This window comes from Bradyrhizobium sp. 199, from assembly GCF_023073355.1.
Taxonomy (GTDB): Bacteria; Pseudomonadota; Alphaproteobacteria; order Rhizobiales; family Xanthobacteraceae; genus Bradyrhizobium.
This window is the reverse complement of sequence record NZ_JADPJI010000009.1, coordinates 145,160-165,000: the sequence shown is the minus strand read 5'-3', so window position 1 is coordinate 165,000 and position 19,841 is coordinate 145,160. Positions and strand designations below refer to the sequence as shown.

Annotated in this window: 18 protein-coding genes (1 of these 18 cut by a window edge); 10 read left to right on the top strand and 8 right to left on the bottom strand. The window is 64.3% G+C overall.

The window, feature by feature from the left end; all coding sequences use genetic code 11:
- On the top strand, nt 1-546 hold the 3' portion of the coding sequence (locus IVB28_RS27485; RefSeq protein WP_247530389.1) for a hypothetical protein. It extends 66 nt beyond the left edge of the window; only the last 546 of its 612 coding nucleotides appear in the window; its start codon lies beyond the left edge, outside the window; it ends in the stop codon at nt 544-546.
- Nucleotides 547-760: 214 nt separating this feature from the next.
- Here IVB28_RS27485 and dctP read toward each other — a convergent pair whose 3' ends face one another.
- The 6 genes from dctP to IVB28_RS27455 form a co-directional block, all read right to left on the bottom strand.
- Entirely contained in the window at nt 761-1,849 is a 1,089-nt protein-coding gene (gene dctP / locus IVB28_RS27480) for a TRAP transporter substrate-binding protein DctP (RefSeq protein ID WP_247530387.1), read from the bottom strand.
- A gap of 180 nt (nt 1,850-2,029) precedes the next feature.
- Complete coding sequence (locus IVB28_RS27475; protein WP_247530385.1) at nt 2,030-3,343, bottom strand: Gfo/Idh/MocA family oxidoreductase; 1,314 nt, start codon at nt 3,341-3,343, stop codon at nt 2,030-2,032.
- 157 nt (nt 3,344-3,500) lie between these two features.
- Nucleotides 3,501-4,301, bottom strand: a complete 801-nt coding sequence (locus tag IVB28_RS27470) for a phytanoyl-CoA dioxygenase family protein (RefSeq protein ID WP_247530383.1) — start codon at nt 4,299-4,301, stop codon at nt 3,501-3,503.
- A 49-nt stretch (nt 4,302-4,350) separates the two neighbouring features.
- Nucleotides 4,351-5,028, bottom strand: coding sequence for a GntR family transcriptional regulator (locus tag IVB28_RS27465; protein ID WP_247530382.1), 678 nt, complete (start codon nt 5,026-5,028; stop codon nt 4,351-4,353).
- Nucleotides 5,029-5,214: 186 nt separating this feature from the next.
- Nucleotides 5,215-6,027: an alpha/beta hydrolase gene (locus IVB28_RS27460; protein WP_247530380.1), complete on the bottom strand. Its 813-nt coding sequence runs from the start codon at nt 6,025-6,027 to the stop codon at nt 5,215-5,217.
- 2 nt (nt 6,028-6,029) lie between these two features.
- The gene (locus IVB28_RS27455) at nt 6,030-6,848 is read right to left on the bottom strand and encodes an alpha/beta hydrolase (protein ID WP_247530378.1); all 819 of its coding nucleotides are present in this window, start codon (nt 6,846-6,848) and stop codon (nt 6,030-6,032) included.
- A gap of 133 nt (nt 6,849-6,981) precedes the next feature.
- On the opposite strand from IVB28_RS27455, the gene IVB28_RS27450 reads away from it, so the two are divergent.
- Nucleotides 6,982-7,524 (top strand): methylated-DNA--[protein]-cysteine S-methyltransferase, encoded by a 543-nt coding sequence (locus IVB28_RS27450; protein ID WP_247530376.1) that lies wholly within the window; start codon nt 6,982-6,984, stop codon nt 7,522-7,524.
- Nucleotides 7,525-7,664: 140 nt separating this feature from the next.
- Here the strand turns inward: IVB28_RS27450 and IVB28_RS27445 are convergent, their stop codons facing one another.
- Nucleotides 7,665-9,209: an acyl-CoA synthetase gene (locus tag IVB28_RS27445; RefSeq protein ID WP_247530374.1), complete on the bottom strand. Its 1,545-nt coding sequence runs from the start codon at nt 9,207-9,209 to the stop codon at nt 7,665-7,667.
- A 114-nt stretch (nt 9,210-9,323) separates the two neighbouring features.
- Complete coding sequence (locus tag IVB28_RS27440) at nt 9,324-10,496, bottom strand: acetyl-CoA C-acetyltransferase (RefSeq protein ID WP_247530372.1); 1,173 nt, start codon at nt 10,494-10,496, stop codon at nt 9,324-9,326.
- A gap of 152 nt (nt 10,497-10,648) precedes the next feature.
- On the opposite strand from IVB28_RS27440, the gene IVB28_RS27435 reads away from it, so the two are divergent.
- The 8 genes from IVB28_RS27435 to IVB28_RS27400 all read left to right on the top strand — a co-directional run bounded on the left by IVB28_RS27435 (nt 10,649) and on the right by IVB28_RS27400 (nt 19,833).
- Complete coding sequence (locus IVB28_RS27435; RefSeq protein ID WP_346730772.1) at nt 10,649-11,308, top strand: TetR family transcriptional regulator; 660 nt, start codon at nt 10,649-10,651, stop codon at nt 11,306-11,308.
- A gap of 56 nt (nt 11,309-11,364) precedes the next feature.
- On the top strand, nt 11,365-12,123 hold the full coding sequence (locus IVB28_RS27430; RefSeq protein ID WP_247530371.1) for an SDR family NAD(P)-dependent oxidoreductase: 759 nt from the start codon (nt 11,365-11,367) through the stop codon (nt 12,121-12,123).
- Nucleotides 12,124-12,309: 186 nt separating this feature from the next.
- Complete coding sequence (locus IVB28_RS27425; protein ID WP_247530369.1) at nt 12,310-13,116, top strand: enoyl-CoA hydratase-related protein; 807 nt, start codon at nt 12,310-12,312, stop codon at nt 13,114-13,116.
- A gap of 43 nt (nt 13,117-13,159) precedes the next feature.
- A complete protein-coding gene (locus IVB28_RS27420) occupies nt 13,160-15,031 on the top strand; it encodes an AMP-binding protein (protein WP_247530367.1) in 1,872 nt (623 codons plus the stop codon).
- Between the two features lie 114 nt (nt 15,032-15,145).
- Nucleotides 15,146-16,273, top strand: coding sequence for an acyl-CoA dehydrogenase family protein (locus IVB28_RS27415; protein WP_247530366.1), 1,128 nt, complete (start codon nt 15,146-15,148; stop codon nt 16,271-16,273).
- A 117-nt stretch (nt 16,274-16,390) separates the two neighbouring features.
- A complete protein-coding gene (locus tag IVB28_RS27410) occupies nt 16,391-17,635 on the top strand; it encodes an acyl-CoA dehydrogenase (RefSeq protein ID WP_247530364.1) in 1,245 nt (414 codons plus the stop codon).
- A gap of 119 nt (nt 17,636-17,754) precedes the next feature.
- A complete protein-coding gene (locus tag IVB28_RS27405; protein WP_247530363.1) occupies nt 17,755-18,999 on the top strand; it encodes an acyl-CoA dehydrogenase in 1,245 nt (414 codons plus the stop codon).
- Between the two features lie 135 nt (nt 19,000-19,134).
- Complete coding sequence (locus IVB28_RS27400) at nt 19,135-19,833, top strand: nitroreductase (RefSeq protein ID WP_247530361.1); 699 nt, start codon at nt 19,135-19,137, stop codon at nt 19,831-19,833.
- Nucleotides 19,834-19,841: the final 8 nt, after the last annotated feature.

The window sequence follows — 19,841 nt, the reverse complement described above, 5'->3', positions numbered from 1 at the left end:
TTCGCTTCTTCCGGTGTGGCGTTCGCCCAAGCTAAGCAGCAACCGGCCCCGAGCCAGGCAGCCCCCGCTCAGCAGACCGCGCCCGCGCAGCAGCCGGCGCCAGCGCTCAAGCAGATCGCGCTGAGCGACAAGCAGCTCGAGGGCGTGCTTGCCGCGCAAAAGGACATGGACGCGATCACGGAAAAACTCCCCGAAAACACCGCGCCCGACCAGAAGGTTATTGCGCAGCTCGATGACGTCGCCAAGAAGCACGGCTTTGCCGGCTATGACGACTACAACAACGTCGTCGACAACATCAGCCTCGTGATCGGCGGCTTCGACCCTGCCACCAAGAAATATGTCGGTGTGGAGGCCGTGATCAAGGCGCAGATCGCGCAAGTGCAGGCCGACAAGAAGATGCCGGCCAAGGACAAGAAAGAGGCGATCGACGAGCTCAACGAAGCGCTGAAGACGCCGGCGCCCGCGGTCGAGAACAAGGGCAATATCGATCTCGTCGGCAAGTACTACGACAAGCTTGTCGCCGCGCTCGGGGATGACGAGAACTGAGGATGTTTGCGGCGCGTTGCTCGCGCCGCGCATTCGGAGCGGTAAGGTGGCGCGCGAGCCGCGCCGTGCCAGCGTCCCCTCAGCTGAGACAAACGCGTGGGCACGCTTCGCTTTGCCAACCTTACGAAGGCTGCGAAGGCGGGCGGACCGGCTCGACAAAAAGCCCCGGAGATGTCTCCGGGGCTTGTCGTTTGTGTCTCGTCCGGAGGGGCAGCTACGTCCGCGTCCGCATCCGCATCATGAAGCTGTCGAAACTGAGCTCGGCGACCTGCATCCAGGCGAGCGAGTCGCTGCGATAAGCCGTGAGGCTCGCATACATCTTGCGGAAATGCGGGTTGCTCTTGGCCAGATCCGCGTAGATCTCACCTGCCGCCACATAGCAGCTTTCGAGCACCTCCTGGGGGAAGGGCTTGAGGATCGCGCCGGCAGCGAGCAGCCGCTTGAGCGCGGGTGGATTAACCGAGTCGTACTTACCGGTGACCCAGGTGAAGGTATCGAGTGAGGCCGCCGAGACTGCCGCCTGATAGTGTTTCGGCAGCGCGTTCCACTTGTCGAGATTCATGAGGTTGTGGCCCTGGCCGGTGCCTTCCCACCAGCCCGGATAGTAATAGTACTTCGCGACTTTCACGAAGCCGAGCTTCTCGTCGTCATACGGGCCGACCCATTCGGCCGCGTCGATCGTGCCCTTCTCCAGCGCGGGATAGATGTCGCCGGCCGCGATCTGCTGCGGCACGCCGCCGAGCTTCGAGATGATGGTGCCGGCAAAACCGCCGACGCGGAATTTCAGGCCCTTGAGATCGTCGACGGTCTTGATCTCCTTGCGGAACCAGCCGCCCATCTGGGCACCGGTCGAACCCGTGGGAACGCTGACGACATTGTACTCCTTGAGGAGATCGTTGATCATGTCCTGACCACCGTTCCACAACAGCCAGGAAATATGCTGGCGCGTGTTGAGGCCGAACGGCAGCGACGTGCCGAAGGTGAATGCCGGGTTCTTGCCCCAATAGTAATAGAGCGCAGTATTGCCCATCTCGACGGTGCCGTTCGCGACGGCGTCGAGCACTTGCAGGCCGGGGACGAGCTCTCCGGCAGCAAACGGCTGGATCTGGAAACGATTGTCGGTGATCTCGGCAACGCGCTTGCAGAAATATTCACAGCCGCCATAGAGCGTGTCGAGCGATTTCGGCCAGCTCGCGGCAAGCCGCCATTTCACCTCGGGCATCGACTGCGCGATGGCAGGTGCGGCAACGGCGCTTGCGGCGAGGCCCAGCCCGCCTGCCGTCAGGAATTTACGACGTTCCATGCATTTCCCTCCCTATATTGTCGAATCCTCGACGAGGGATCGCGATCTTGCCGTCGCTTTGTCTTCGCCGGTGGGCCGACTTTTTTTGCGTCCGAAATTCTGTGTTTCCGGATCGGGGGCAGGATGACCAAAGGGGGATCGCAAATCAAGCGCACTTTGGTTGGGCTATGACGGCGCCGATCAATGCTGCGCTGCGAACGCGGCCTCCATGGCCTTGCGCGTCTTCACCGTCTCATTGCCGGCATCGAACTCGACATCGCTCCAGCCCACCACCGCGCCGTGCGCGACGTCATGCTTCAGCTTGACGTGGTGTGCGAGGCCGATCGGCAGCGCGCCGGCCTTCAGGCTCGCGGCCGCCGGCACCAGCCTGCCCCACACCGTGTAACCGCCTTCGCCGTCGAGCATCTCGCCAGCGCGCAGATTGCGCTTGGCCACCGCCGCGACGTCGCCGCGGAAGCCGCTGGCCTGGCCGGTCGGCTCGCCCCGCAGCGCCGCCGACAGGACCGAGATGTTCAGCTCGAGCCCGATCAGGTGATAGGGCTTGTACATTGCGGCGAAGCGTCCGCTGGCATCGGTCTTGAGGCCGTATTGCCTGAAGCAGTCGGCGGCGTAGTCGTTCGGCGCCTCCAGCACGACATACACGCCCCAGCGCAGATCGCGGAACACCGGCCGTCCGTCGCGCTCGAGCGAGGAGACGACTTCGACCACGCCCGACCGCTCCAGCACGCCACCCTTGCTGCGCGGCCGCATGATATGCGGCAGATCGTCGACGCCGCAGGGCGGAAACAGCAGACCGTCCGCGGGCACGTCGAGGGCGCAGGCGTTGGCGATCGCAGCCATCTCGATCGCCGATTTGGTGCCGTCGAGAAACGAGTTGAACATCTGCGGATTCATGCCGGCCGACTGCGCTTCGCCCGCGGTCAGACCGTAATGCTGCCAGACGCCGTCCGGTGTCACGTCGTGATAGGCCGGCAGATATTTGGTGCCTTTTCCGGCGGCGACGACGCGGAAGCCGGTGGCGCGACCCCAGTCGACCATTTCCGCGGTGAGCGCCGGCTGGTCGCCATAGGCGAGCGAATAGACCACGCCTGCTTTGCGCGCTTCCTCGGCGAGCAGCGGACCTGCCAGCACGTCGGCTTCGACATTCACCATCACGATATGCTTGCCCGCCGCGATCGCGGCGCGTGCATGCTTGATTCCCACGGCGGGATTGCCGGTCGCCTCTACCACCACCTCCATCGCGCCGCCGGCGATGGCGCGCACGCCGTCATCGGTGAAGGCGGTCGCGGCGATCCGCTCGGCGCTCCAGCCCACGGTGCGGCACGCCTCGCGCGCGCGGTCGCCGTCGATGTCGACGATGATTGGCACCTCCAGCCCCGGCGTGTGCGGCACCTGCGCCAGAAACATCGAACCGAACTTACCCGCGCCGATCAGCGCGACACGGACGGGCTTGCGGGCGGAAGCACGGGCCTGGAGGAGGCGGAAGAGGTTCATGTTGCTACCAGATCATGACCGTGTCCCAGACGCGGTGCGGCGCGAAGTGCCTCTCCGCAGAGCCGGGACCCAAAAGTGAGGGAATTCCGTGGGGGGGGGGCCCCGGCTCAGCAGCGCATCACCGACGTGCTGCGCTGCCTCCGGGGCACGAGACCTATTACTCCGCCGCCTGCCGTGGCGCACGGGCGAGCCGCACCAGCGCGTCGTCGTCCACCGTCTTGATCGGCGCGAAGTCGCGATGGGCGATGTACTCCGGCCGCGTCGGGTTTCGGATGGAGTTCGAAACCGCGTTCAGCGTCAGGTACACGATCTTGCGCGGGTAGGGCGTGATGTTGCCGGCCGAGCCGTGCACAAGGTTGCCGTGGAACATCAGCATGCCGCCGGGCTTGCCGGTGGGCGCCACGATGCCGCCCTGCTCGACCAGCCGCGTCACGGTGGCCTCGTCCAGCGTCCATAGCGGATAGGATGTGGTGGCGAGGTCGTGCGAGGCTTCGAGATCGCCGGCATTCTGGCTGCGCGGCACCAGCATCAAGGGGCCGTTGATCGGCATCACCTCGTCGAGGAAGATCGCGATGTTCATCGCCCGCGGCTCCGGCATGCCGTCGTCCCGCTTCCAGGTGCCGTAATCCTGGTGCCACTGCCAGACATCGCCGGTGAAGGCCGATTTCGCGTTGATCTTGAACTGGTGCATGTAGACCGGTTCACCGAACAGATGCTCGACCGGGTCGATCATGCGTGGATGGGCGCCGAGGATTCTGAACGCCTCGTTGTAGAGATGCGCGGCAAAGGCGGTGCGCGGCGCGCCGCTCTTTTCGCGCCAGACTTCCGGCCGGTTGGCGTCGTAGATGCCGATCGCCTCCCGCGCCAGCAGATCGACCTCCTCCTGTCTGAACAGCTCGGGCAGGAACAGCCAGCCCTCGCGGTGGAAGAACTCCAATTGCTCCTGAGACAGTCTCATGGGTCGTCCTCCTGTTGTTGTTTCTTCGTTGTCGTCCGGGCGTGAATGCCTACGCCGCCGCCTCTTCCGTCGCCCTCAATCTCTCCTCGGTCATCCGTCCTGCTGTTTGCGCGTGCGCCAACGCCGCACGTTCGGCCGCCGTCGCATCGCCCGCGAGGATATGTCCGGCGATGTCGGCATGTTCAGCCCAGGCGCTGCCGCGATAGTCGAGCTCCGACAGCACCGTCGCCATCGAGCGGCGCATATGCGGCCATTGCGGCGCGATCGTCTCCTCGATCACGGGGTTGCCGGCGAGCTGATAGATCGCGCGGTGAAAATCGACGTCGAGCACGATCAGCTCGGCGAGCGTCGTCGTGCGGTCGATGCGGCTGCCGGCGGCGAGCGCCGCTTCCAAGTGCGCGCGGCCGGCCGCGTCGTATCCCGCGCGCTCCGCGGCAAGCCGCGCCGCGAGCGCATCGATCGCGCCGCGCACCTCGTAGAGCTGGCGGATGCGTGAGGGGTCGAGCTGGGTGACTTCAAAGCCGCGCTTGCCGCTCTCGGCAACCAGGCCTTGGCGGTGCAGCAGATGCAGCGCATGCGAGACAGGCTGTCGCGATACGCCGAGCGTGTCGGCCAGCTCGTTCTGCCGGATGCGCTGACCGGGCCGCAGCGTGCGGTCGGAGATCGCCTCCAGGATCCGGGCATAGACCTGGTCGATCAGGTTCGGGAGCGGGTCGAGAGGGATCACGCCGGCAGCTCCGCGAGCTATGAAAGAATACGGAATTCCGTATTCGAAAATACGGGGCGGCGGGAAGGCTGTCAAGCGCGCCGGCATGCCGTCCACTCGCTTTTGCGACCACCTAAGCCATTGATATTGCTAAGGTCGGCTACTGTGCATGGGGTTGTTTTCGAGGAAAAAGAGGCGTGAGGCCGCTTACTCCGCCAAAAACGCGTCCACCACCTCGCAGAACTCCAGCGGTGCCTGCTCGAACATCCAGTGTCCGGCATTGGGAATCACAGCCGTCTTCGCCCCGGCGATGTGCTCGGCGAGCACGCGCCACATCACGGACAGGCTGCCGGTTGTGGCGCCGCCGCCGATCAGCAGCGTCGGCGTCCTGATCGCCCGTGCGTCCGCGAGCGTATAGGGCCTGCGCTGCTCGTTGATCTGGCCGAGGAAGGTTAGCGCGTTGTCGCGGAGCTGCTGCTTCGCGGCCGCTGGCACGCGCCGCCAGGAGCCGTCGCCTTCGATTCCCTCGTAGAAGTTCTGCAGCGCGCCCTCGATATCCCCGGCGCGGATCATCTCGACCGATCGCGCCGTGCGCGCAGCCAGCGGCGGGTGCACGGGCGTGCCTTCGGGCACCGGCAGGCTCTCATCGAGATCGCCACCCGGCTCGGCCAGCACCAGCTTTCGCAGCAGATCAGGCCGTGCCTGGGCGACGCGGAATGCGATGTGGCCGCCGCGCGAATGGCCTATCAGGTCGACGGGTGCGGGCCTCACCTGCTCGATGAAAGCAATCATGTCCGCGACGTGCTGCGCCATCTTGTAGTCGTCGCCGACGGCATCCCAATGCTCGGGAAAGAAGTGCCGCAGGCTGACGGAGATGACACGGTGCGTTTTCGACAGCGGGCCGAGCAGGGAGTACCAGGTGCGGAAATCCCCCAGCGTGCCGTGCACGCAGACCAGCGGCGGGCCGCTTCCGACTTCGAGATAGGCCATGTCGTAACTGTTGATGCGGAATGTCTGCATGATCAGCTCGCGAGAAAATCCAGGACCACTTCGGAGAACTTCTGCGGCGCCTGCTCGAACATCGGATGTGTCGCGTTCGCGATGACCGCCGTCTTGGAATAGGGCACATGCGCGGCGAGCGCATGCAGCACCTTCGGCAGCAGCCCCTTGGTCCGGGCGCCCAGGATGAACAGCGTCGGCATCTTGATGGACTCCGCATCCGCCTTCGAGAACGGCGGGCGGTTGTCGCGGACCTGGCCGATCAGCGTCATGGCATTGTCGCGCAGATTCTGTTTCACCATCGCCGGCAACCGCGGCCAAGTGCCGGCGCCCTCCAGCGTGTCGACGAAGACAGCGAGGCCGCCGTCGACATCGCCGGCCGCGATCTTCTCGGCGGAAGCCGTGAAGCGCGCCAGCAGCGGCGAGGGGCCGCCAACGTAATCCGGATCGAGGCTCGCATCGAGCTCACCGCCGGGCTCGGCCAAGATCAGCCGCCGCAACAAATCGGGGCGGGCTTGCGCCACGCGGAAACAGATATGTCCACCGCGGGAATGGCCCATCAGGTCGACGGGACCGAGGTCCAGCTTCTCAATGAAGGCGATGACGTCCTCGACATGCTGCGCGATCGAATAGGTGGCACTGAGGCCGTTCCAGCGTTCGGGGAAGAAGTGCCGCAGGCTGACAGCGATCACCCGGTGCCGCTGGGTCAGCGGCCCGAGCACACAGCTCCAGACACGGAAGTCATTGAGCGAGCCGTGCACGCAGACCAGCGGCGGGCGGTCCCTGTCCTCGCCGACGTCGAGATAGGGCATTTCGTAACCGTTGACGTGAAGGCTTTGCATCGGGACTCGCGAGGCGGGCGGAACTCCTGTGCACGATTCCCGGAAAGCGGGTGGATCGCAACTATTTCCAAGCCTAGATTTAAGCCGAGATCACACTATGGGCATGCGAAGGACGCAAGCCAGGAACCGCGCCATGACCGACCAGCATTTTGCCCTGTTCGACACCAGGATCGGCCTCTGCGCCATTGCCTGGGGCCCGCGCGGCATCAACGGCACGCAATTGCCGATGGGCGGCGAGCAGAAGATCCGCACCCGCATCAGTCAACGCCATGCCGAGGCGACCGAAGCCGAGCCGACCACCGAAGTGCGAGAGGCGATCGACCGCATCGCCAAGCTGCTGGCGGGCGAGCCCGACGACCTCACCGACATTCCGCTCGATCTCGACGGCGTGCCCGACTTCAACCGCGGCGTCTACGAGATCGCCCGCGCGATCCCGCCCGGCAGGACCATCACCTATGGCGATATCGCCAAGCAACTCGGCGGCGTCCAGCTGTCGCGCGACGTCGGCCAGGCGCTCGGCCGCAACCCGTGTCCAATCGTGGTGCCCTGCCATCGCGTGCTCGCGGCCGGCAACAAGCCCGGCGGATTTTCGGCGAATGGCGGCGTGGTGACGAAGCTGAAGATGCTCGAGATCGAAGGCGCGCTGGTGAACCACACGCCGAGCCTGTTTGATTGAGTGATGTTGATCGTGCCCCGGACGCCGTGCGGCACGAAGTGCTGCACCGCAGAGCCGGGGCCCAGCATCTCAGCGATGGGTCCCGGCTCTGCGGTGCATCGCTGCGCGCTGCACCGCGTCCGGGACACGAGACCACTCCTTTAAATCTGGGCCGTCGTCTTCGGCCAGTACCGGTCGCGCAGGTGGCGCTTCACCAGCTTGCCGGTTGGCGTGCGCGGCAGCTCGGGCTCGAAATCGATCGAGCGCGGGCACTTGATCGCGGAGAGGCGGACCTTGCAGTAGCCAATCAAATCGGCCTCGAGCGCCTTGCCGGCGCGGCTCATGTCGTGCGGCTGCACCACTGCCTTCACCTCTTCGCCCATTTCCTCGTTCGGCACGCCGAACACGGCGACATCGGCGACGTCGGGGTGTGTGATCAGCACGTCCTCGGTCTCCTGCGGGTAGATGTTCACGCCGCCGGAGATGATCATGTAGGCCTTGCGGTCGGTGAGATAGAGGAAGCCATCCTTGTCGAGATAGCCGACGTCGCCGAGCGTCGACCAGCCCTTGGCGTTGTAGGCCTTCTTCGTCTTCTCGGGATCGTTGTGATAGGTGAAAGCAGGCGCATCGGCAAAGTAGACCGTGCCGATCTCGCCTAGCGGCTGCTCCTCATCGTTCTCGTCGAGAATCTTGATCTTGCCGATCACGGCGCGCCCAACGCTGCCGCGGTGTTCCAGCCATTGCGGCGAACTGCAGACAGTGACGCCGTTGCCCTCCGAGCCGGCGTAATACTCGATCAGGATCGGCCCCCACCAATCGATCATTTTGGCCTTGATGTCGACCGGGCACGGAGCGGCGGCGTGGATCGCGCCCTTGAGCGTGGAGACGTTGTATTTGGTGCGAACGTCGTCCGGCAGTTTCAGCATGCGCACGAACATGGTCGGCACCAGCTGCGACTGCGTGACCCTGTGCTTCTCGACGAGCTTCAGGAACTCTTCGGCGTCAAAGCGCTCCATGATGATCGAGGTGCCGCCGAGCACGATTGCCATCATGTTGAAGCGCAAGGGAGCGGCGTGATAGAGGGGCGCCGGTGATAGATAAATGCTCTCGGCGTTCATGCCGCACATGTCGGCACAGAGCACCCGCAGAAGCGGGTTCGGCTCGTCGATCGCTTTACCCTCGAAGGCCTTCTTGACGCCCTTGGGCCGCCCGGTGGTGCCGGACGAATACAGCATGTCGTAGCCGGCGACCTCGCCCGCAATCGGCGTCGTCGGCTGCGCGGCGGCCTCCTTGTCGTAGGAGCGGAAGCCGGGCAGCGGCTCGTCCATCATGTAGAAGATCGGCTCGCCGGCGACGCCCTTGATCAGGCCCTTGATCTGGTCGGCGCATTTCGGCGTGGTAATCACGATCTTGGCGCCGCAATCGGCGACGATGTAGTCGATCTCGTCCTGCTTCAGATAGCGGCTGATCGCGGTGTAATAGAGCCCGCTTCGCTGCGCTGCCCAGCAGAGCTCCATGAAGGCAAGGCGGTTCTCCATCAACAGCGCGATATGGTCGCCGGCCTTCAGCCCGAGCGAGCGAAACAGATGCGCGCCCTGGTTCGAAAGCTCGTCGAGCTCGCGATAGGTGATCGCCTTGCCGGTGCCGGCCATCTGATAGGCGATCTTGTCGGGCGTGGCGCGGGCGTGGATGGAGGGGTGGGTCATGGCGTTTTCCTCAAACGCGAATGGCGAACAGCGAATTGCGAGTAGGGAAGAACGGAGCCGCTCTTCGCCCAATCACCATTCGCTGCTCGCCACTCACTACTCGCTTTTGTTTTCCTACAGCCGCTCCACGATCGTCACATTCGCCATACCGCCGCCTTCGCACATGGTCTGCAGGCCATAGCGCTTGCCGCGCTGGTGGAGGGCGTGGACCAGCGTCGTCATCAGCTTGGTGCCGGAGCCGCCGAGAGGGTGGCCGAGCGCGATCGCGCCGCCGTTGACGTTGAGGCGCTCCGGATCGGCGCCGGTGGTCTTCAGCCATGCGGTCGGCACCGAGGCGAAGGCCTCGTTGACCTCGAACAGGTCGATGTCACCGATCTTCATGCCGGTTTTCTCCAGCGCGCGCTTGGTTGCGTGCAGCGGTGCATCCAGCATGATGACGGGATCGCCACCCATCATGGTCATATGGTGGATGCGCGCCAGCGGCTTGACGCCGAGCTGCTTCAGGCCGCGCTCGTTCACCACCATGACGCCGGAGGCGCCGTCGCAGATCTGGCTGGCGCTGGCGGCGGAGAGCTTGCCGTTCTCGGCGATCAGCTTGACGCCCTTGATGCCTTCGAGCGTGGCATCGAAGCGGATGCCTTCGTCGATGTGGTGGGTATCCTTGGAGCCGTCGGCGCGGGTGATCTCGAGCGGCACGATCTCCGTCTTGAAGTGACCGGCTTGCGTCGCCGCGATCGCCCGCTGATGGCTGTTGTAGGAGTACTCGTCGAGCTCATCCTTGGAGAGACCGTATCGCTCGGCCATCATCTCAGCACCAGTGAACTGGCTGAACACGATGTTCGGATACTTTGCCTCGATGCCCGGGCTCTTGTAATTGCCAAAGCCGTTCTTGGCCGGGAGCTGCGACGACAGGCCCATCGGCACGCGCGTCATCGATTCCACGCCGGCGGCGATTACGACGTCCATGGTGCCCGACATCACGGCTTGAGCTGCGAAGTGAAGCGCCTGCTGCGAGGAGCCGCACTGGCGGTCGATCGACGTGCCCGGCACGCTCTCCGGCAGCTTCGAGGCCATGATCGCGTTGCGCGCGACGTTGTTGGACTGTTCGCCGACCTGCATCACGCAGCCCATGATCACGTCCTCGACCTGGGCAGGATCGACCTTGGTGCGATCGACCAGCTCGTCCAGCACCTTTGCGGCGAGATCAGCCGGATGCCAGCCGGCGAGGCGGCCCCCCTTGCGCCCGCCCGCGGTGCGCGCAGCGGCGACGATGTAAGCCTCGGCCATATCGGTCTCTCCCTGAAATTGTTGATTGGGTTGGTTGTCAGGATCGGATTTAAGGGACGGGCGATCGTTTAGTCAATCGATCAATTAACTCTTGTGGTGAGACGCTGCTTGGGCTTATCTGCGCGCCTCTCGAAGGGCATTCAGGGAAATCCGTGGCTACCAGCGTACCGACCAGGCTCCCCAGCGGGAAGAATTCCACCGCGGAGAAATTGCTCGTGGCCGCGAGCGAGCTGATGATCGAACGCTCCTCGATCGAGATCTCGCTCTCCGACATTGCGCAAAAGTCAGGCGCCAACGCCGCGTTGGTCAAATACCATTTCGGCAACAAGGACGGCCTGCTGTTGGCGCTGCTTGAGCGCGATGCGGGAACGGAACTGTCCAATCTCGAATATCTGCTGGCGCAGCCGATCACGCCGACCGCGAAGCTGAAGCTGCATATCGGCGGCATCATTCGCGCCTATCACCGGTTTCCCTACATGAACCGGCTGATCCACTATCTGCTGCACGAGAGCGTCGCTGGCTCCGCGGACGAAGTCTCGAAATTCTTCGTCGCGCCGCTGCTGGATTTTCATCGGCGCCTGCTCGCCGAAGGCGTCAGCCAGGGCGAGTTCCGCGCCACCGATCCGGTGCTGTTCTACACCAGCCTGATCGGCGCCTGCGATCATCTCTTCTTCGGCCGGCACGCGATGTCGCGCGCGACCGGCGTCGGCCCGGTCACCGACGACGTCTGCCGGCAATACATCAAGCACATGGAAACGCTGATCTGCGGCGGCATCCTCACGCAAGGCGAGGAAGCTGCCGCGGCTGGATAATCCGGCCCAGAACTCAGAGGTCTAGAGAAAAAACGCCCAAGGAAAGGTAGCTTACAATGCAATTGAAAGACGTTGCCGTTCTCATCACCGGCGGTGGTTCGGGCCTCGGTGCCGCGACCGCACGCGCCATGGTCGCCAAGGGCGCCAAGATCGGCGTGATCGACCAGAGCAAGGAAAACGCAGAGAAGATCGCCGCCGAAGTGAAGGGCGTCGCATTGCATGCCGACGTCACCAGCGAGGAGCAGATCAAGGCGGCGATCGCCAAGGCAGAAGCCGCGCACGGCGTCGCGCGCGTGCTGATGAACTGCGCCGGCATCGGCGGCTCGCAGCGCATCGTCGGCCGCGACGGCGTCTATCCCCTGGAAAAGTTCGCGCGCATCATCAACGTCAATTTGATCGGCACCTTCAACTGCCTGCGCCTGTTCGCCGAGCGCCTCGTCACGATCGAGCCGGTCGGGGAAGAGCGCGGCGTCATCGTCAACACGGCGTCGGTCGCAGCTTACGAAGGCCAGATCGGCCAGATCGCTTATGCGGCGTCGAAGGGCGGCGTCGTCGGCCTGACGCTGCCGGCCGCACGTGACCTCGCCAGCCAGAAAATCCGCGTCAACACCATCGCGCCCGGCCTGTTCCTGACGCCGCTGCTGATGGGCTTGAACGAAGAGGCCCGCAAGAGCCTCGGTGCCCAGGTGCCGCACCCCGCGCGTCTTGGCGACGCCAATGAATACGGTTCGCTCGCCGTGCACATCGTCGAGAATCCCATGCTCAACGGCGAGACCATCCGCCTCGACGGCGCGATCCGCATGGCGCCGCGGTAGGGTGCGGCTCTTCCCTTCTCCCGGTGTGGGAGAAGGTGGCGCGAAGCGCCGGATGAGGGGTCTGCGCCCGCGGAGACAGACCCCTCACCCAAGTGAACTCTGGCCTCACAGCGTACATGCCCTCTCCCACAAGGGGAGAGGGCGCAGTAATCGGCACCGCGATCGGCGGTAAGCACGAGGCGCCTCATGTCCCAACCGTTGCTGATCGAGCACAATGACGGCGTCGACACTGTGACGCTCAATCGCCCTGACAGCCTCAACGCGCTCGATCCCGCGCTGATCGACGCGCTCAATACCTACTTTCAGGGGCTGCAGCGCAACCGCGACACGCGGGTCGTCGTGCTTAAGGGCGCCGGCAGGAATTTCTGCGCGGGCCTTGATCTCAAGGCCGCGATGGCCCGGCGTGCCGGACAGCAGGAGCCACCCGGCGTCACGGAGTCGCTGGATTCGCAGCGCCGCATTGCCGACATCGTGATGCTGATGCGGCGCTGCCCGCAGCCGATCCTCGCGCTGGTGCAGGGCGCCGCGGCCGGCGGCGGCTTTGCGCTGGCGCTGGCCTCCGACATCCGTATCGCGACGAAATCGGCGCGGATGAACTGCGCCTTCATCAAGCTCGGCCTTGGCGGCTGCGACATCGGCACCAGCTATTTCTTGCCGCGCCTCGTCGGCGTCTCCGTCGCATCGGAGCTGATCCTCACCGGACGCTTCATCGGCGCCGAGCGGGCGCTGGCGGTCGGCCTCGTCTCCGATGTCGTGGACGAGGACAAGCTAGATGATGCGGCCGAGTTCTATGTCGACGCGATGATGACGGCTTCACCCGTGGGCCTGCGCCTGTCCAAGGAATGTCTCAACATGAGCGTCGATGCCGGATCGCTGGAAGCCGTGATCGCAATCGAGGATCGCAACCAGGTCCTGTGCAGCCGTTCCGAGGAATTTTCGGAAGGCATCAGGGCCTTCCTTGAGAAGCGAAAGCCTGTCTATATCAAGCGCTGAACCAGAACGATCCGCAAAGGACGATAATTCCGGGAGACGCAAAATGAGTGGAAGTGCGGCGGCTGTGATGACGAAGCCCGCCTTTCGCAAGATCGAGTGGCTACCACGCGACATCGACGTCGAGCGGCGAGCCGACGGCACGGTGGTGCTGAAGTCGCGCATTCCGTTGCAAGCCTACGAGAAGCACATTCCAGCCTCGCTGGCGAAGTGGGCGAAGGAAGCGCCGGAACGCACCTGGCTTGCCCAGCGCGGCGGAGCGAGCCGCAAATGGCGCAAGGTATCCTATGGCGAAGCCAAGCGCACCGTGGATGCTCTGACGCAGAGTCTGCTCAATCTCGGACTCGACGGTCGCCCCGTTGCGATCCTCTCCGGCAACTCGATCGAGCATGCGCTGATGACGCAGGCCGCGATGCAGGCACGCGTCCCCGCGGCTCCGGTGTCACCGGCCTATTCTCTGATGAGCCACGATCACGTCAAGCTGAAGTACCTGTTCGACCTGATCAAGCCGGCCGTGGTGATGGTGCAGGACGGCCCGCTGTTCGAGAAGGCCTTGAGCGCGCTTGATCTCAGCGGCGTCACCGTAGTTCACGTCGCGCGTCCTTGCGAGGGCATCGAGAGCGTCAGCTTTGCGGAGCTCGCGGCAACGGTCGTGACCGCCGATGTCGATGCCTCCATCGCAAAAATCACGCCGCAGACCGTCGGCAAGCTGTTGTTCACGTCCGGCTCGACCGGGATGCCCAAGGCCGTCATCAACACGCAAGAGATGATGTGCGCCAATGCGGCGATGATGATGCAGGTGCGGCCGCGCGATCCCAGCGGGCCGATCTCGACCATGCTGGACTGGATGCCCTGGAACCACACCATGGGCGGCAATGCCGCGTTCCATCCGATCCTGGTCGATGGCGGCACGCTCTATATCGACGACGGCCGGCCGATGCCGGGCCAGTTCGAGGAGACGTTGCGAAACTTGCGCGAGATCTCGCCGACCTATTACGCCAACGTGCCGGCGGGCTACGCCGCGCTGGCGGCGGCGATGGAGAAGGACGACGCGCTCTGCCGCTCCTTCTTCAAGAATCTCTCGATCATGGCCTATGGCGGCGCGCGCCTGCCTGACGATCTCTATGACCGCATGCAGACCCTCGCCGTGAAGACCACCGGCGAGCGCATCGTGTTCTACACCGGCTGGGGCTCGACCGAGACCGCGCCGACCTCGACCGGCACCTATTGGGACACCGAGCGCGTCGGCCTGATCGGCCTGCCGTTCCCCGGTGTCGAATTGAAGATGGTGCCGTGTGGCTCGAAATACGAATTGCGCCTGCGCGGCGTCAACGTCACGCCCGGCTATTTCGGCCAGCCTGAGCTCACGCAGAAGATGTTCGACGAGGAAGGCTTCTACTGCATCGGTGACGCCGGCATTTTCGTCGATGATTCCGATCCGGTGAAGGGCATCATCTTTGCGGGTCGCGTCGTCGAGGACTTCAAGCTCACCACCGGAACGTTCGTGCATGTCGGCTCGCTCCGCACCGATACGATCGCCGCAGCGACGCCTGTCGTGCACGATGCGCTCGTGGCGGGGCAGGACCGCCCGTTCATCGGCCTGCTGGCCTGGCCGAACTTGCACGCCTGCCGGCAGCTGGTCGGCAATCCCGATCTGAGTTTTGCCGATGCCGTGAAGCAACCCAAGGTGATCGCCTGCTTCCGCCGCGGCCTGGAAGCGCACAACCGGGAATGCGAGGGCGCGAGCAGCCGCATCATCGCGCGCGCGATGCTGATGGTCGAGCCGCCTTCGATCGACGGCAACGAGCTCACCGACAAGGGCTACATTAACCAGCGTGCCGGCCTCGAGCGCCGCGCCGCGCTGGTGGACCGGCTCTATGCGGATCAGCCGGATGAGGACGTGATCGTGCTGAGATGACCACCGTAGGATGGGTAGAGCGTAGCGAAACCCATCGCCTTTCGTCAGACAATCGATGGGTAATCGCTTCGCTCCACCCATTCCTGCAGAACAGCAATAACAAGGTAGCCCGCCATGAACTTCGATTTCTCCGACGACCAGAAACAGCTCCGCGACCAAGCGCGCAAATTCCTTGCGGAAAAGTGCTCGCCGAAGGCTGTGCGCGTCGTGCTCGACGGCAAGGCGCCTTATGACAAGGAGCTGTGGAAGGGCCTCGCCGGAATGGGTTTTCTCGGCGTCGCGATTCCGGAAGAGTTCGGCGGCGCCGGTGCCGGCCATCTCGAGCTCTGCGTGATCGCAGAAGAGATGGGGCGGGCGAATGCACCGGTGCCGTTCTCCTCGACCGTTTATCTTGCTGCCGAAGCGCTGCTGATCGCGGGTAGCGACGCCCAGAAGAAGAAATGGCTGCCCGCGATCGCCTCGGGCGAGGCGATCGGCACGCTGGCTCTGTTCGAGGGCAAGGGCAATCCGTCGCCGAAGACCATCAAGCTGACAGCTACCAACGGTGTGCTCAACGGCGTCAAGAAGCCGGTCGCCGATGGTGCCATCGCCGATTTCGCGGTAGTCGCCGCGCGCACCGGATCGAGCGGGCGCGAGAGCGATGTTTCGTTGTTCCTGGTTGACCTCAAAGCGGGTGGCGTCGAAGTGAAGAGCCTCACCAATCTCGATCCGACCCGCGGGCAGGCCGAGATCACTTTCAAAGACTGCAAGGCCGAGCCGCTAGGAGCTGCCGGCGAAGGCTGGAGCATCCTCACCCAGGTGCTCGACCGCGCCGCGGTGCTGTGCGCTTTCGAGCAGGTCGGCGGCTCCGATCGCGCGCTGGAGATGGGCCGCGACTACGCGCTCGATCGCATCGCCTTCGGCCGCCAGATCGGCTCGTTCCAGGCGGTCAAGCATATGCTGGCCGATATGTATGTCTCGGCGACGCTGGCGCGTTCCAACAGCTATTACGGCGCCTGGGCGCTCTCGACCAACGCGGCCGAGTTGCCGGAGGCTGCCGCCGCCGCGCGTATCAGCGCGACGCAGGCGTTCCAGCATTGCGCCAAGAACAACATCCAGGTCCACGGCGGCATGGGCTTCACCTGGGAGTTCGACTGCCACATGTACTATCGCCGCGCCAACGCCATGGCGCTCGGGCTCGGTAGCCTGTCCTATTGGGAAGACCGGTTGATCGACCGCATGCGCAAGAAGAACGCGGCGTGACGTCATTCGGGGGCGGCACGTAGCGCCGAACCCGGAAATCTCGATCTGAGTCGGTAACCTCTGGATTCCGGGTTCGATGCTTCGCATCGCCCCGGAATGACGAGAGAGAGAGCAAAGATGAACTTCGACGACACCCCGCAGGAAGCCGAATTCCGCGCCACCGCGCGCGCCTGGATCAGCGCCAATGCGCCCAAGAAGTACGAGGAGGAGCTGCGCAAATCCTCGCTCGGCCGCACCGCGCTCAAGAACGCTGACATCCTTAAGGTCGCAAAGGCCTGGCAGAAGAAGAAGGCCGATGCCGGCTGGGCCTGCCTGCACTGGCCCAGGGAATATGGCGGCCGCGGATCGTCGCCGATCGAGCGCGTGATCTGGTCGCAGGAAGAAGGGCCGTTCGGGCAGCTGTCACGGATGTTCATCATCGGCCACGGCATGTGCGGACCAACCATGATGGCGTTCGCGCGCGAGGAGCATAAGCGCAGCTATCTGCCGCCGCTCGCATCAGGCGAGAAGGTGTGGTGCCAGCTTTTTTCGGAGCCGGCCGGCGGCTCGGACGTCGCGGGCTTGCGTACGCGCGCCGAGAAGGAGGGCGACGACTGGGTGATCAACGGGCAGAAGATCTGGACCTCGGGCGCGCATTATTCCGATTACGGTATTCTGCTCACCCGCACCGATCCAACCGTGCCCAAGCACAAGGGCCTCACCATGTTCTTCCTGGACATGAAGAGCTCGGGCGTCGAGGTGCGACCGATCAAGCAGGCGAGCGGAGCCTCGGATTTCAACGAGGTCTATTTTACCAATGTCCGCATTCCCGACCATCAGCGCCTCGGCGAGGTCGGAGACGGCTGGAATGTGTCGCTGACCACGCTGATGAACGAGCGCAGCGCGATCGGCGCGGCCGTCTCGACCGGTTTCCCTGAATTGTTCGAGTACTGCTCCAGCCTGATGCTCGACGACGGCCCCGCGATCGAGGACCGCGCGGTGCGCTCGAAGCTCGCCAACTGGGCGGTGAAGGCGAGCGGCTTGAAATACACCAGCATGCGCGCGATCTCGGCGTTGTCGAAGGGCGAGCGGCCGGGGCCGGAGAATTCCATCGGCAAGCTGGTCGCAGGCTCGATGATTCAGGACGTCGCGACTTATGCGTTGGACTTACAGAGTGCGAGCGGCGTGATCAGCGGCGAGGATGCCGAACTCGCCGGCCGCTTCCAGGCGATGCTGCTGCGCGCGCCCGGCACTCGCGTCGAGGGCGGCACTGACGAGATCATGCGCAACATCATCGCCGAGCGGGTGCTGGGTCTGCCCGGCGATATCCGTGTCGACAAGGACGTGCCGTTCAACAAGATCCCGACGAAGGGGAGAGGTTAGAATCGTAGGTGGGTAAAGGCGCGGAGCGCGCCATGCCCACCAACTCCGTCGAGAACGAAAGGTGGTGGGCACGTTTCGCTTTGCCCACCCTACGCACCGAGCAAGGATTGAGGTCCGCCATGAATTTCGACGACACCCCGCAGGAAGCCGCATTCCGCGAGACCGCGCGCAAATGGGTCGAGGCCCATGCGCCAAAGGAGCTCGAGGCCGAGCTGTCAAAGTCCTCGCTTGGCCGGATCCGGCTCGCCCAGCACGACATCGTTGATGTCGGCAAGGCGTGGCAGAAGAAGAAGGCCGAGGGCGGCTGGGCCTGCCTGCACTGGCCTAGGGAATATGGCGGCCGCGGCGCCACGCCGATCGAGCGGGTGATCTGGCAGCAGGAGGAGGGCGTCTACGGCAAGCTGACGCAGCCGTTCCAGATCGGCGAGGGCATGTGCGGTCCGACCGTGATGGCTTTCGGCACCGAGGATGCCAAGCGCCGGTATCTGCCGAAGCTCGCCTCGGGCGAGGAGATCTGGTGCCAGCTGTTCTCCGAGCCGTCCGCCGGCTCGGACGTTGCGGGCTTGCGCACCCGCGCGGAGAAGAAGGGCGACAATTGGGTCGTCAACGGCCAGAAGATATGGACCTCGGGCGCGCATTACTCCGACTACGGCCTCCTGATCGCGCGCACCGATCCGAATGTGCCCAAGCACAAGGGCCTCACCATGTTCTTCCTGGACATGAAGAGCCCGGGCGTGGAGGTCCGTCCGATCAAGCAGGCCAATGGCATGCAGGAGTTCAACGAGGTCTATTTCACCGATGTCGTGATCCCCGATACCCAACGCCTCGGCGCCGTCGGCGAGGGCTGGAGCGTCTCGCTGACCACGCTGATGAACGAGCGCATGTCGATCGGCTCGCGGCTTGCGACCGGCGTGCCTGAGATGTTCGAGTTCTGCTCCAACCTGATGCTGGAGGACGGGCTTGCCATCGACGATCCCGCCGTGCGCTCGAAGCTTGCGAGCTGGGCGGCGAAATCGAACGGGCTGAAATACACCAGCTACCGCACCATCTCGGCGCTGTCGAAGGGCGAGCGGCCGGGCCCGGAGAACTCGATCGGCAAGCTGGTGTCGGGCATGATGCTCCAGGACATTGCAACCTACGCGATGGACCTGCAGGGCGCGGCCGGTGTGCTCACAGGCAGCGACGAGGAGACCGTGCAGGGGCAATTCCAGCAGATGCTGCTGTCCTCGCCCTCGATGCGCATCGCCGGCGGCACCGACGAGATCCTGCGCAACATCATCGCTGAGCGCGTGCTGGGATTGCCGGGCGACATCCGGGTCGACAAGGACGTGCCGTACAACAAGATCCCGACCAAGGGGCGGTGATCTCACCTCTCGCTGTATCGCGTAGGGTGGGCAAAGCGAGACGTGCCCACCACATCCAGATGCATCGGGGTAAGTCTGTTGGTCGGCACGGCGCGATGCGCCTTTGCCTACCCTACGAAGAGCGCGAGCTGATCCATGGACGCTACAGTCAAACAAAACGATCGCATCGGCGTGCTCGAAGAGCTCCTCAACGAGCGTTATTCGGTGCGCGCCTTCCTGCCCAAGGAGGTCGACCGCGCAACGATTGAGCATGTGCTGACCACCGCGCAGCGCACGGCCTCATGGTGCAACAGCCAGCCCTGGCAGGTCGTCATCGCCAGCGGCGCGGCCAAGGAGCGCTTTCGCCAGGCGATCTACAAGGAGGCCGCGGGCGGTCTCGGCGACGACTACGATTTCACGCCGCCGCGCGAATATGTCGGGGTGTATCTGGAGCGCCGCCGCGAGAGCGGTTTTCAGCTCTACAACACGCTCGGCATCGCCCGCGGTGACAGAAGCGCCTACGCCAAGCAGGCGCTGGAGAACTACAATTTCTTCGGCGCGCCGCATGTCGCGATCATCCACACCAACGAGCCGCTCGGCATTTACGGTGCGATCGATTGCGGCGCCTATGTCAGCAATTTTATGCTGGCCGCGCAGGCGCTCGGGCTCGGCACGATTCCGCAGGCAGCGCTGGCGCGGCATTCCGGCCTGATCCGCCGCCACTTCAACCTGCCGGACGATCGCCGCATCGTCTGCGGCATCTCATTCGGCTATGCCGACCACGCCCACAAGGTCAACAGCTACCGCACCTCGCGCGCGAGCGTGGCCGATACCGTGACCTTCGTCGAGGAGTGATCGGGCGG